This window comes from Arthrobacter sp. MDT2-34-1, assembly GCF_059091365.1.
In genome coordinates this window covers 438294-451574 of record NZ_JBNHGO010000003.1, presented here as the reverse complement: position 1 = coordinate 451574, position 13281 = coordinate 438294, and the positions used below count along the sequence as shown (strand labels likewise).

Below are 13281 nucleotides of genomic sequence, written 5' to 3'. Positions count from 1 at the left end.
ATTCCCGATAGATTGGGCCAATGGAGATTCCCGAGGGGCCGCTGCAGTGGGTGTATTACCCCATGACGCTGCTGCTGGTTATTCTCGACGCCGCGATGCCGGCATCTCCGTCGGAAGTGATAGTGATCGGCGGCGGCACCCTGCTGGCCAACGGTGATCTGATCCTGCCGCTGGTTATCCTGGCCGCGGTGCTGGGCAGTTGGCTCGGCGACCTCCTGCTTTTCCTGCTGTTTCAGCGCGGCGTCAACGCCTGGCTTAACCGTTACAGCTGGGGCCGGATGATCGACCGAGGGGTGACGCTGGCCCTGAGCAAAGCGGGTGAATCCTCCACCTACGCCGCGGTGGTGGCGGCCCGTTTCATCCCGGGCGGCCGGACGGCCTCGGTTGCGGCCTCCGGGCTGGCGGATGTGCCGTTCAAGCCGTTCCTGCTCGCCTCCGCCGCCGGATCGGTGCTGTGGGCCGCGTGGATGATCGGGCTGGGCTACGTCGCGGGCACGGTGTCCACCTTCCCGTTTTGGGTCAACATCCTGATCGGGACGGTGGTGGGCGTCCTGGTGGCTTCGGTGATCACGGCCGTGATCGGCTTCCGCCGGCGGGCCTACCTGCGTGCCGCTGGCGCTGCCGACGCCGTCGTCCCGCGTCCCGCCGCATCCCCTTCCGCCGACCTGGGAGCAGAGTGAAAACTGCGCCTTCCATGGAACCCTTGATGGCTACCGCCCTGCCCCCGGTCCGCCGGCTTCGATCCCTGCTCGCCGCCGACCTGGCACGCCAGTGCGCGGTGACCGTCGCTTTGGTCGCGTGCCTGCTGGCAGGAGCCAGCAGCGTGGGCCTGCTCGGCGGCATCCCGATCCATGATGCGGGCGGCGGGCCTCCCTCCCCCGACCGGACCCTGCTGTCGCTGGACGCCCGTGCAGCCGAGATCTGGTCGCTGATTTATTTGGGCCTCTTCGGCTACATGATCTTCCAGTGGTGGCCGGCCGTGCGCGAGTCGGCACGGCAGCGCTCCACCGGATGGCCGGTCGCGGCGGCGATGCTGCTGACCGCGGGCACCGTCGTGGCAGCGCGGGCCGGACAGGCGGGGCTGACGCTGGCCCTTACCCTGTTGGTGCTGGCATCCCTGGGCTGGGCGGTCTACGGACTGACCCGCCACCCCGGCCGGGAACCGGTGGAAGCCCTCTTGGCGGATGCTCCGATCGGTCTCTTCACCGGGTGGATGCTGCTCGCAGCGGCGGTCCATGCCGCGGATTGGCTGACCGGTCGCGGCGCCGACTTGTTCGGCTGGGGCGCCGCGGCCTGGGCTGTGCTGGCGGTGGCGGCCGTGTCCTTTGCCGCGGCCGTGGCAGCCATGACCGGCCGCGGCCGGATGGCAGTGGTGCTGGCAGTCTGCTGGGGTTTGGGCTGGCTGCTCTACGACCGTTTCCTGGGCGATTCACCGTCCCCGCCGGTGGCGATGGCGGCCGGCTTCGGCCTGTTCTTCGTGCTCGTGTGCGGCATGTCCCGCCGATTCCAGGTGGGGCATGCCGAGCGCCTCGCCATCCGCCGGGGCGAACCGTTGGACTAACCCCGAGGGCGGCGCATCTCCCCCTTAGCGGACCGGAGCCCACTTGCCGCGCGAGCGGCGCAGCACGGCCAGTCCGGCGGTACCGGCGACTTCTTCAACCGCGTGGCGCATGTTGGCGCCGGCCTGCAACGCCTGGCGGTTCTCCACGGCATAAGCGTTGGCTTCAACGGTGAAGCGGACGGTGATCCGCGGGACGCCGGCCACCACGTCCAACTGGTGTGCTTCCACCACGTGGGCGGAACCCACAGCTGCCGTTGCGGCGTCCATTACCGCTTCCGGAGGGTTGCCGGGCCGCAGTCCGGTGATCTCCAACTGGGCGCGGAAGGATGGCATCCCTCAACTTTAGCTCCGTCCGGGCCACCCGCCTCGGCGGTCAACCGGGCGCGTTCGCAGCCCTGTGGCGGAGGGCGTCACGGCGTGCCCAGTTCGATCAGCAGCACGCCGGCCGCGATGCAGGCGATTCCGGCCGCCATCAGCTTTGTCAGCGGCTCGTCGAAGAGGAACTTTCCGGCCAGCGCCGTCAAGGCCACGCCGCAGGCAGTCCAGATGCCGTAGGCAATCCCGATTCCCAGCCCCTGACGCAGGGCGAAGGACAGGCAGGTAAAGGCTACGAGGTAGCCCGACACGACGGCCACCAGCCAGGCTTTGTGCCCGTCGATGCTGGCCCGCAGCGAGAGCGTGGCGGCTACCTCCAGGACGATCGCGACAGCGAGGAAGACCCAGGCCATTAGGTACGCGCCCGCTCTGCCCGGCGCGACGAAGCCCGGTGCCCGCCCCATTGCACGAGCACCACCCCGGCGACGGCGAGCGCCATACCGGCAACCATCAAGGCCGTTAACGGTTCCTGGTACAACACTGCCGCAAGGACGGCCGTGAGGGCGACGCCGAGCGCACCCCAGATCCCGTAGGCGACCCCGACGGGCACTCCCGCACGCAGGACGGCGGCGAGGAGCGCAAACGACGTGACGTAGCCGGCGACCACCACCGCGTACATTCCCGGCGAATCCAAGGCAGCCTTCAACGACAGGGACGCCGCCACCTCGCAAACAATCGCTCCCGCGAGGAGCAACCAATTCTTCATCTATCAACCTCCCCCACCAGCACAACAGGTTACGGGGTTCATTGCACGCCCGGAGCACGGATCGCCGGGTGCGGTATGACGGCGGGGCGCGCACCGTGCCCGGGCAAAAGGCAGGACGAACCGGAATTATGGCGCCGCCATCTTGACGTACTAATCCGCCAGAACATCAAATAAAGAGAAACCGCTGAGGCGGGCCGCCGGAGCAGCCTCCCTCAACAGCCGGTTTCAGCATCAGGGTTCCGCTGCGCAGTTCAAGAGAGTCAACTGTGGAAAAGCAATCGATCGCCCCTGCATCCCCGCAACAAGAAGGCGCCGCGCCGGGGCAGGCGCAGTCCGACGGCGGCTGGAATGCCGATACCGCGGCCGGGCCGATGAGCGCTGGCGGAGCGGTGACGGTGGTGGAGGGTTCGTCCTTCTGCATCTCCTCGGCGGGAGGCGACATGTTTCCCGGCCTGACGCAGGGCGCCTTCTACCAAGACACCCGGATCTTGTCCGGCTGGTGCCTGACCGTCAACGGGCTTCCCCTCGAACCCCTGTTGTCCCGCGTGTTGGAGCCGTACCGTGCGCTCTTCGTCGGGCGGGCCCGCCGAGCGGACGGCCTGGCCGACTCCCAGTTGGTGGTCGAACGCGAACGCCTCGTCGGGGCCGGCCTGCGTGAGGACCTGGTGGTGACCAATCACTCGGCCCTGCCGGCGGAGTGCGTCCTGGAGTTGCGGGTGGAAGCCGACTTTGCCGACCTCTTTGACGTGAAAGGCGGGCGGGCGGCGCCTGCGGTCCCGCTGGTCCGGCAGGCCCGCGGCGATGAGCTCCAGCTCGAAGTAGTACGCCGCGGCCGCCGGCGCGGCATCCTCGTGCACGGGCGCGGCGCAGCAGTGAACGAGGACGTGCTCCACTTCGAGGCAATCATCCCGGCGCGCGGGAAGTGGTCCACGAGCGTCATCGTCACTCCGCTGGTGGAACAGGACCGGCCCGCCGAGCCGTTCGTCGCCACCGGCTCCGTCGCCGACTTGGAAGCGGCACGCCGCCACCGGGCCTGGGGGGAATCAACGCCGCAGCTGGACATTGCCAACACCGACATTGAAGCGGTGCTGCGGCGAAGCCACGAGGACCTCGGTGCGCTGCGGATCTTCGACCCCGCCCATCCGGGACGCGCCGTGGTTGCCGCCGGTGCCCCCTGGTTCATGGCGCTCTTTGGCCGGGACTCGCTCCTGTCCGCCTACATGGCGTTGCCCGTGGACCCCTCGCTGGCACGCGGGACGCTGCAGACGCTCGCCGCCCGGCAGGGCACCAAATTCAATCCCGATACAGAGGAGGAGCCCGGCCGGATTCTCCACGAGGTGCGCCTGGGAGTGGCGGCCGGAGTAGTTTTGGGCGACCACGCGGCGTACTACGGGACGGCGGACGCGACTCCCCTCTTCGTCGTCCTGATGTCGGAGTTGAACCGCTGGGGCATGGAGCGGGACGTCCTGCAGTCGCTGCTGCCGCACGCGGACCGTGCGCTGGACTGGATCCGAAACTTCGGGGATCGGGACGGTGACGGCTTTGTGGAGTACAACCGGGCTGTTCCCCACGGCCTGCTCAACCAGGGCTGGAAAGATTCCTGGGACGGCATTAACTTCGCCGACGGGCGGCTGGCAGAGCCGCCGATCGCCCTGTGCGAGGTTCAGGGGTATGTCTACAGCGCCTACATCGGCCGCGGCCTGCTGGCCGCCGCGGCCGGTGATCAGGACCTTGCCGCCGAGTGGGGGCGCCGCGCGGCAAGGCTGAAGGAGGAGTTCAACGAGCGCTTCTGGCTTCCCGACCTGGGGTACTACGCCGTGGCCCTGGACGGAAAAAAGCGGCCGGTGGACGCCTGCACTTCCAACATGGGGCATTGTCTGTGGTCGGGCATCGTCGATGACGACAAGGCACCGCAAGTGGCCGCCCGGCTCATGTCCCCCGAGATGTTCACGGGCTGGGGGATCCGGACGCTGGCATCGGACATGGGCGCCTACAACCCGGTCAGCTACCACAACGGCTCCGTGTGGCCCCATGACAGCACCTTGGTCGCCAGCGGGTTGATGCGCTACGGGTTTGTCGAGGAGGCCCGGAGGGTGGCGGGAGGGCTCTTTGATGCCGCCGTTCACTTCGACGGACGGTTGCCCGAACTGTTCTGCGGTTTCGACCGGAGCGAATACGACGTGCCCGTGCCCTACCCCACGTCCTGCTCGCCGCAGGCCTGGGCCGCCGCCTCGCCGGTCCATCTGATGCGCATGCTCCTGCGCCTGGATCCTTATCTCCCGGCGGGTGAGCTGTGGCTCGCTCCTGAGATTCCGGCAGACTTCGGCTCGTTCCGCGCGGACAACCTGCTGCTCGGGAAATCCCGGGTGTCACTGGCCGCCACCGGGAAAACTTTTACGGTGGAGGGCCTGGCTCCCGAGGTGAGGGTGCGTCACGGCGCGCGGTCGCCGCTGGCGGAGCTGCTGGTGCTCAGCGGCCGGGAAACGGAAGGGTCTGAAAGCTCCGCCGGGGACAGATGAGCCGCCTCGATGCCCTGCTTGGCCGACCCTTGCGGCCCGCGCCGCCCGCCGCCGGTGACCGGCCGCCGCTCCGCCGGACCACAGGCGTCGAACCTGCGCGCCTCGCCAACCCCGGCTGCGCAGTCGTACGCCGGAGCCCCTCCGGGAGAAAAGGCCAACGATGCGTATCGGGCTGATCGCCCCACCGTGGTTTCCGGTTCCGCCGGGCGGCTACGGCGGTATCGAAGAGGTCGTTGACAACCTCGCCCGCGGCTTCGTGGACGCAGGACACGACGTGGTGCTGGCCGCCGCCGCCGACAGCACATGCCCCGTTCCCCTGGTGCCGGGCACGGAGCCGTCCGATCCGGAGGCCATCGGGACCAACTGGTCGGAGCTCCACCACATCATCCGCGCCTACGAGGGGCTCCACGGCGTCGACCTGATCCACGACCACACCCTGACGGGGCCGTTCTACCGGGACCGGCCGGGTTCGGTGCCGGGGGTCATGACGATCCACACCGGGCTGACCGCGCAGCTGACCGGTATCTACCGCGCCGCGGAACGACACGTCGCCCTCGTCGCCATCTCTCACCAGCAGGTGGCCGGTACCGGCCTCGACGTCTCCGCCGTCATTCACCACGGGATCGATACCGCCGCCATCCCGGTGGGCGCGGGCGGGGGCGGGTACGCCTGTTTCCTGGGCCGGATGTGTCCGGACAAGGGAGTGGCCGAGGCCATCGGGATTTCCCGCATGGCGGGGATGCCGTTGAAGATCGCCGCCAAGATGCGCGAGCCCGAGGAACTGCGGTACTTCCACGACGTCATCGAACCCATGCTCGGGCCGGATGAGGAGTTCCTCGGCGAAGTCGCCGGCGGCGACAAATACCGGTTGCTGGGCGAGGCGGTCGCCCTGTTGAACCCGCTCCAGTGGGCCGAGCCTTTCGGCCTCGTCATGATCGAGGCTTTGGCCGCCGGGACCCCCGTGGTCGCCACGCCGCGGGGAGCCGCCCGGGAAATCGTCGAGCCCGGCGCCACCGGGCATCTGGCCGAGGACCATCGGGAACTGGCCAGGTTCCTGCCCCAGGCCGCCGCGCTGGACCGCCGCGCCTGCCGGGCGGCCGCCGAGGATCGCTTCAGCGCGGCACGCATGACGGCTGACCACCTGAACCTCTACGCCCGGCTGCTGGCCAGACAAACCTAACGACGGCGGGACGGGCCAGGCGACGGCCGCACAGGGCTAGCGACGGTGGATGGACTTGTAGCTGACGTAGGCGTTGAGTCCTTCAATCCCGTACTCGGTGCCGAGGCCCGAGTCGTGCCTGCCGCCGAACGGAGCGGAGTGGTTGGAAGCGAAGAAATTGATGCCCACCGAGCCGGTGTCCATGCGATCGGCCACGGCGAGCGCCGCGTCCTGGTCCTGGCCAAACACGAGTCCGCCCAGCCCGAACCCGGTGTTGTTCGCCAGCGCAACGGCTTCGTCCAGGTCCGTGTACTTCAACACGGCCAGGGCCGGCCCGAAGACCTCCTCGCGGGCGATGCGCATGTCCGGGGTTACGTCGGCGAACACCGTGGGCTCCACGAAGTAACCGCCCTCGAGCCCGCCGCCGAGCCGCGCCGCCCGCCCGCCGGTGGTGGCCCTGGCCCCCTCGGCCCTGGCCGCCTCCAGATGGTCGAGCACTGTCCGGTACTGCGACTCGGTGGCCGACGGGCCGAAGTCCGTGGCCGGGTCCAGCGGGTCGCCCTGGACGCCGGCGGCGATGGTCGCCGTCACCATGTCCACCACCTCGTCATAGCGCGCGGCCGGGGCGAGGATGCGGCTGGAGATGTAGCAGGTCTGGCCCGTGTTGCGCATGCTGGAGCGGATCAGCACCTTCGACATCTCGTCCAGGTCGGCGTCCTCGAGCACCACCGCGCTGGACTTGCCGCCGAGTTCCAGCGTGACGGGGCGCAGCAGCTCGCCGCAGGCGGCGGCGATTTTGCGTCCCACCGGGGTGGAACCGGTGAAGGCGACCTTGTCCACGCCGGGATGCTTGACGAGGGTGTCGCCGAGCCTGCCCGACCCGGTGACCAGATTGACCACGCCGGCCGGCACTCCGGCGGCGGCCACGGCGTCAACGATGAGGCGGAAGGACAGCGGCGTGGGCGAGGCCGGTTTCATCACCACGGTGCAGCCGGCCAGCAGCGCCGGCGCCAGCTTGATCACCATGAGGTTGATCGGGAAGTTCCACGGCGCGATCAGCCCGCACACCCCCACCGGATCCCGGCGCACCACGGATTCGCCGCCGCCGTGCGGGAACGGGCGCACGTCCTCGTGTTCGAGATAGCCGGCCAGGGTGGCGAAGTATCGGAAGATTCCTGCGGCATTGCCGGCGGCCCGGGACGACTCGGAGACCGGCGAACCGTTTTCGCGGGTGTTGGTCAGCGAGAGCTCCTCGGACCGCTTCTCGACTTCGTCCGCAATCCGCAGCAAATACGCCGCGCGTTGGGACGGCGCCAGCGTCGGCCACGGGCCGGAGTCGAAGGCCCGCCGCGCCGCGGCCACGGCGGCGTCCACGTCTTCGGGGGTACCGTCCGGCACCGACCCCCAGACCTCGCCGGTGGCCGGGTCGGTCACCGGATTGCGCCCGGTGCCGCGGGCGCGGACCCAGGCGCCGTCGATGAAGACGTCGTCGACGTGGGTGTAGGGCAGGTGCAACGCTGCGCGCGCGGCGAGGGCGGGCGGGGCGGACGACGCCGGCGCTCCCCCAGGTGCAGGGCTGGCGGTGCCGGGGGTGGTGGTCATCGGATGACTCCTGTCTTCAGCAGGGCCCTGGAACGTTCCAGGTCGGCCGTTCCCATGGCAAGGGCGGCCTCGGTGATCAGTTCCGGAATGATTTCGGCGCCGAGCCGGTCGGTGTAGACGGCCGGCGTCATGCCGAACCAGGAGGCGGCCACCGCGATGCCGGCGTGGTCGAACCGCCACAGCCGGTCGGCGTCCCGGACCAGGGCGTCCTCCAGCGAGTACGGCACATGGCGGGTGTCATGGCCGTCGATGATCTCGCAGACGCGGTCGACGAACTCCTCCGAATACCCGAGGCCGGGCAGCACCGTGCGTGCCACCTTGCAGCCCTCGGCCTCGTGCTCGAAGCGGATGGCCGCCTTGCGCCAGTCGCCGGTGAACCCCTCGGAGAGGATCCGTTCCTCGTCCACGTGCGCCCAACCGGTGTCGTGCAGCAGGACGGCTACCCGGACCAGTTCCGCGTCGGCTTGCGGGTACGCCCGGCACAGCCGCTCGGCGAAGGCCAGCGAAATCGGCAGGTGGATGTCGTTGGCGCGGGTGCGTGTCTCCGGCACCACGGCCTGCCAGATCGGGTCCAGGTCGCCGGCGGCCGCCGGGGTGGTGGCGATGGGCGTGGTGTCGATGTCGCCCGTGGCCGGCAGCGGCCGCACGGGGTGGGCGGCCGCGAAGGCGGCGGCGCGCGGATCCTCGGCGGGGTCTGGCTGGCCGCCGGCGGCCCATGCCGGGGTTTGGCCCTTGGCCTCCGGGGTCTGTGTCTCGGGGGTGCTCATGGGGTGGGTCTCCTTGTCGTGCAGCCGCACGGCGGGCAGTCAGTCGTCCGTCGCAATGGTCTTGAGGACGACGGCGGGGTCGGCTGCCGCGTCCGCGGGGATGTTCTGGCCCTTGGCCAGGGCGTTCTTGACCGCCATGAAGTCCAGCGGGGCGTTCACGCAGTCGGCGGCAATGATCCGGCCGTCGCGGTAGTAGAGGACGGAGAACTTGCCGCGCTCGTCGTCGCGGCGGACAACGGTCCGGTCGTAGCCCAGCGTCAGGCCGGCGATCTGCAGCTTCAGGTCCGCCTGGTTCGACCAGAACCACGGGATCCCGGCGTAGTCCTCCCGCCGGCCCATCAGCGAATAGGCGGCGACCTTGGCGTGTTCGATCGCGTTGTTCACACTTTCCAGCCGAATTCGCTCGCCCTCCGGGGAGCCGGGCAGCGGATTGGGCATGTTGGCCACGTCGCCCACCGCCACCGTGGTTCCGTCGGAGGCCAGCGCGTGCCGGTCGACCACGATGCCGTTGTCCACCTCCAGGCCCAACTGCTCGGCCAGCTCGGTGTTGGGCACGACGCCGATGCCCACCAACACCAGCTGGGCGGCAACGACGGTGCCGTCGTCGAGTCCGACGCCGCCTACCCTGCCCCCGCCGTCCGCCGGCACCAGTTCCCGGATGCGGGAGTTCAGCCGGATGTCGAGGCCGCGTTCACGATGCGCGGTCAGGAAGTAGTCGCTCGTTTCTTCCCCCACGGCCCGGCCGATCAGCCGCGGCCCGTACTCAAGCACGGTGACGTTCTTGCCCATCTTGTGCAGGCTGGATGCAGCCTCCAGTCCGATGAAGCCGCCGCCGATCACCACCGCGTCCCGCACGCCCTCCAATTGGGCCTTCAGCGCCAGGGCGTCGTCGGCGTTGCGCAGGTAGACCACGCCGTCCAGATCCGCACGGGGCACCTGGAGCTTGCGGGCCCGGGCGCCCACGGTCAGGGCCAGTCGGCGGAACGGGAACTGCGCCCCGGAGACCGCGTGCGCCACCCCGGAGCCGTCCGCTTCCTTCTCGATCCGCTCAATCCGCTCGCCCTTGACCAGGGCCACGTTGTGTTCCGCCCAGTACTGGTTCGACCGGAAGATCAGCGATTCGCTCTCCACCGTGCCCTGCAGGAACTCCTTGGACAGGGCCGGGCGCTGGTATGGCCGGTGGTTTTCCTCGCCCAGCAGCGTGATGTGCTCCGTGAAGCCGAGCGCCCGCAGTGAAACGGCCAGCTGGACTCCCGACTGGCTCGCGCCGATGATCAGCAGCCCGGTTTGCACGGCACCCTCCGCCGCCTGGGCGGGGGCCGCCGTCGTCGTTGTAGTGGTGGTTTCCATGATCAGATCTGCGTTTCCGGGGTGGTGACGTACACGTCCTGGCCCTCGGCGAGCTTGAGCTGGCAGGACAGGCGGGAATTCTCCTGGCGATCCACCGCCGTTCCGTAGAGCATTTCGTCTTCCATGTCTTCCATCTCCGGAAGCTGGTCCATGGTGTCCTCGCGGACGAAGACGTGGCAGGTGGCGCAGGACAGCGAGCCGCCGCATTCGGCGACGATGCCCGGCACGCCGTTGCGCACCGCGGTTTCCATGACCGAGTCGCCGGGGTTGCCTTCGACGTCGCGGACGGCGCCTTCAGCGTCGGTGAAATGTACCGTAGGCATGGTTCTCCTTGGGTTGCAGTGGTTCAGATGAACTGGCGGCCGCCGTCGACCACCATGGTTTGTCCGGTGATGTAGGAACTGTCCGGGCCGGCCAGGAAGAGCGCCGCGCCCACGATGTCCTCGGGCTGGCTGGCGCGTTTGAGCGCACCGCGGTCCACGCCGTAGTTCTCGGCGTTCTCCATCAGCCCGTAGCTGGCCTCGGTGAGCGTGAAGCCCGGCGCGATGGCGTTGACGGTGATGTTGCGCCGGCCCAGTTCCTTGGCCAGCACCCGGGTCATCGACACCACGCCGCCCTTCGAGGCGACGTAGTGCAGCCACTGCTCCGAGCCGGAGTAGATGGTGGCGGAGGAAAGGTTGATGACGCGGCCGCCGTCGGGCAGGTAGGGGCTGGCGGCGCGGGTCACCAGCCAAGGGCCCTTGAGGTTCACGTTCATGACCAGGTCCCATTCGGCCGGGTCGATCTCCTCGAACGGGGTGCGGGTCACCGTGGCATAGATGGCGGCGTTGTTAAGGACGACGTCGATGCTCCCCTGCCCGAAGTCGGCGCACCGCCGGGCGAGGGCCTCGGTGGAGGCGACGTCGGTGACGTCGGCTTCGAAGGCCTCGGCCTCCGCACCGGTTTCGCGGACCAGTGCGGCAGTCTTTTCGGCACCGGCCAGGTTGGTGTCGGCCGCTGCCACCCGGTACCCGCGGGCCGCGAAGCCCAGGGCGAAGGCGCGGCCCAGCCCTCCGGCGGCTCCGGTGATCAGCACGGTCCGGGTGCCGGCCCCCTGGTCGGGGTTCGGGAAGCCTTGGCCGGCCGTGGCGTCGGGGGGAGGCTGTGTCATCGTCACGCTTTCATGTTCGGTGTGCCGGGCCGGGACCCGCTGGGGGTGCGGGCTTTTCCCGGCCCGGCACTTGGTGTGCTTGAGTCGGCTGCAGTGCTGCCGGAAACTCAGGTGTGGCTGTGTGCTCCCGGCCCGGCGACGGCCGGTTCGGCGGCTTCCTCAACGTCCAGGATCTGCACGGTGCCCTTGGTCCCGTCCACCCGCAGCCGCTGGCCGGTCTTGATGGTGGTGGAGGCCGAGCCGGTGCCTGTCACCGCCGGCAGTCCGTACTCGCGACAGACAATCGCCGCGTGGCTCATCATGCCGCCGATGTCCGTGACGGTGGCCTTGATCTTGCCGAAGATCGGCCCCCAGCTCGGCGCGGTCACGGTGGCCACCAGGATTTCATCCTGCTGCACTTCGGAGAGCTGGTCGGAGTCGTGGACCACCCGCGCGTACCCCTCGACGACGCCGGGGGACGCGGCCATGCCGCGCAGTCCGCCGCCTTCCACTTCTTCGCCCTCGCCCAGCCACTGCTGGACCTGTTCGGTGGTGATGCCCCAGAGCATCCGGGTGAAGGGTTCGGTGATCGAGGCCGGCGGTGTGTTGAGTGCCGGTGCCGGCCGCGCGGTCTTCAGCGCGTCCACAATCCCGCGGCGGCGCTCGATCTCCTCCGGCCAGTAGGTGGGCCCGATCGGTTCGGCGCCCACGCCCCAGCCGGTGACCAGATCGAAGAGGGCGTCGCGGACCTCGTTCCGGTTCAAGTACAGCAGGTCATCCGGCTCTGTCCAGAAGCCCTCGGCCTGCAGCATCCGCGACAGCTCGCGGATCTTGCGCCAGAAGACGCCCATGGTCCAGTGCTCGATGTAAAAGTTGTGGTTCTCCACGTACGGGTACGCGGTGGCCGCCAGCTGGCGCTTGGCGTCGAACGCGGCCAAGGTCTCGCCGTCGAGCAGTTCGCGGTATTCCTCCACGATCCGTTCCTTCTCCGCCACCAGCTCCTCGACCGGGCGCATGATGTGCTGGCCTTCGTCGAGCCGGCGGATGTAGTCGGCGATGTAGCCCAGCGGAATTTCCTGGTGTTCGTTCCAGTACTTGTCGTGCCCGTAGAAGCCGTTGCCCACGGTGAAGTTAAACCACGGGTCCTTGGCTTCCTCGTAGCGGGCGATCCAGCGGTCGCCGCCCTCGGAGGCGCGGATCGCGGCCAAGGTGGCATCGACGTCGTCCGTGTTGCCGAAGGCGGACTGCAGGCCCAGCTCCACGGCCAGCTTGGCGAGGTGCTTGAGCTCATCGTCGGGGCGGAAGAGTTCCATGTCCACGCCCTGCACCATGGTGGCGATCGACTGGTCCGGGATGTTCGGGAAGACTTCCTTGCAGAAGTTGAAGAAGTCCAGGTAGGCGATGTAGCCCAGGTTCAGGAACTCGAAGTGGTACTGCCAGTTCTGGTAGGCCAGCTGGATCAGCCGGTCGTAGTTCTCCAGCAGCACCTCGGAGCCGTCCTTGGCCTTGCCCGTGGTGATGTCTTCCATCGGCACCATGTCCGGCAGCTTCTTGAACGAGATGGTTTCCATTTCGTCGATCGTGCCGCGGACCTTCACGTGCCACTGCTTGAGCAGTTCCTCCCAGTTTTGGAAGTAGTGGCCCACGCGCTGCTCGAAATGCGGGACGCGGTCGGCGATCTGGTCCTCGGGAACCGGGATCGGGGACATGTACAGGTAACCCAGGTGCACGCGGAACTCGATGCCGTTGGCGTTGGGGATCATCAGGTGGCGGGCGTTGTACTGGCCCAGGCACTTGACCGCGAACTCGCCGCCGATGGTCTCGAACGGCTTGTAGACGGTGGGCCAGTGCTGGCTGTCGCAGAACCAGAACTTGGCGTCTTCCTGTTCCTTGAGCTTGTCCTGGAACACCAGGTAATACGGGTAAATCTTCTCCCAGCCCTCGGCGCCGGCGGGCACCGGCAGTTCGGAGGGCTTCGGGAAGGACTTCATAGACATGGCGGTCCTTTCGGTGGCGGCTCTGCATTGAGCCTTCGGTGGGCGGTTCGGTGGAACGGTGGAACCTTGTTGCCTTGCTTCCTTGCGGTGGGGCTGTTGGAGCCTTGCTGCCTTGC

At 68.6% G+C, this 13281-nt stretch carries 13 protein-coding genes; 4 read left to right on the top strand and 9 right to left on the bottom strand.

The genetic code is table 11. The annotated features are described in order from the left end of the window. The first annotated feature begins 20 nt into the window (after positions 1-20). Both AC5RVV_RS15405 and AC5RVV_RS15400 read left to right on the top strand, forming a co-directional pair. A complete protein-coding gene (locus tag AC5RVV_RS15405; RefSeq protein ID WP_494002259.1) occupies positions 21-680 on the top strand; it encodes a DedA family protein in 660 nt (219 codons plus the stop codon). Positions 681-706: 26 nt separating this feature from the next. After that, positions 707-1561, top strand: coding sequence for a TspO-related membrane protein (locus tag AC5RVV_RS15400; protein ID WP_494002258.1), 855 nt, complete (start codon positions 707-709; stop codon positions 1559-1561). Between the two features lie 24 nt (positions 1562-1585). Here AC5RVV_RS15400 and AC5RVV_RS15395 read toward each other — a convergent pair whose 3' ends face one another. The 3 genes from AC5RVV_RS15395 to AC5RVV_RS15385 all read right to left on the bottom strand — a co-directional run bounded on the left by AC5RVV_RS15395 (position 1586) and on the right by AC5RVV_RS15385 (position 2642). Further along, complete coding sequence (locus AC5RVV_RS15395) at positions 1586-1894, bottom strand: hypothetical protein (protein WP_494002257.1); 309 nt, start codon at positions 1892-1894, stop codon at positions 1586-1588. A gap of 77 nt (positions 1895-1971) precedes the next feature. Next, positions 1972-2289 (bottom strand): DMT family transporter, encoded by a 318-nt coding sequence (locus tag AC5RVV_RS15390; protein WP_494002256.1) that lies wholly within the window; start codon positions 2287-2289, stop codon positions 1972-1974. After that, entirely contained in the window at positions 2289-2642 is a 354-nt protein-coding gene (locus AC5RVV_RS15385; RefSeq protein WP_494002255.1) for a DMT family transporter, read from the bottom strand. Before AC5RVV_RS15385 ends, AC5RVV_RS15390 begins: the two co-directional genes overlap by 1 nt. A gap of 371 nt (positions 2643-3013) precedes the next feature. Here AC5RVV_RS15385 and AC5RVV_RS15380 point away from each other — a divergent pair, with 371 nt between their 5' ends. Continuing rightward, on the top strand, positions 3014-5161 hold the full coding sequence (locus AC5RVV_RS15380) for an amylo-alpha-1,6-glucosidase (RefSeq protein ID WP_494002355.1): 2148 nt from the start codon (positions 3014-3016) through the stop codon (positions 5159-5161). A 160-nt stretch (positions 5162-5321) separates the two neighbouring features. After that, on the top strand, positions 5322-6341 hold the full coding sequence (locus AC5RVV_RS15375) for a glycosyltransferase family 4 protein (RefSeq protein ID WP_494002254.1): 1020 nt from the start codon (positions 5322-5324) through the stop codon (positions 6339-6341). Positions 6342-6377: 36 nt separating this feature from the next. On the opposite strand, the gene AC5RVV_RS15370 is transcribed toward AC5RVV_RS15375, so the two are convergent. From AC5RVV_RS15370 to AC5RVV_RS15345, 6 genes are all read right to left on the bottom strand, one after another. Further along, on the bottom strand, positions 6378-7922 hold the full coding sequence (locus AC5RVV_RS15370) for an aldehyde dehydrogenase family protein (protein WP_494002253.1): 1545 nt from the start codon (positions 7920-7922) through the stop codon (positions 6378-6380). After that, on the bottom strand, positions 7919-8689 hold the full coding sequence (locus AC5RVV_RS15365) for an HD domain-containing protein (RefSeq protein ID WP_494002252.1): 771 nt from the start codon (positions 8687-8689) through the stop codon (positions 7919-7921). Before AC5RVV_RS15365 ends, AC5RVV_RS15370 begins: the two co-directional genes overlap by 4 nt. Positions 8690-8728: 39 nt before the next feature. Further along, positions 8729-10039 (bottom strand): NAD(P)/FAD-dependent oxidoreductase, encoded by a 1311-nt coding sequence (locus tag AC5RVV_RS15360; protein WP_494002251.1) that lies wholly within the window; start codon positions 10037-10039, stop codon positions 8729-8731. A gap of 2 nt (positions 10040-10041) precedes the next feature. Next, entirely contained in the window at positions 10042-10362 is a 321-nt protein-coding gene (locus AC5RVV_RS15355; protein WP_494002250.1) for a 2Fe-2S iron-sulfur cluster-binding protein, read from the bottom strand. Between the two features lie 23 nt (positions 10363-10385). Beyond that, entirely contained in the window at positions 10386-11189 is an 804-nt protein-coding gene (locus tag AC5RVV_RS15350) for an SDR family NAD(P)-dependent oxidoreductase (protein WP_494002354.1), read from the bottom strand. Between the two features lie 107 nt (positions 11190-11296). Next, complete coding sequence (locus tag AC5RVV_RS15345) at positions 11297-13165, bottom strand: PEP-utilizing enzyme (protein ID WP_494002249.1); 1869 nt, start codon at positions 13163-13165, stop codon at positions 11297-11299. Between the last annotated feature and the right edge of the window lie 116 nt (positions 13166-13281).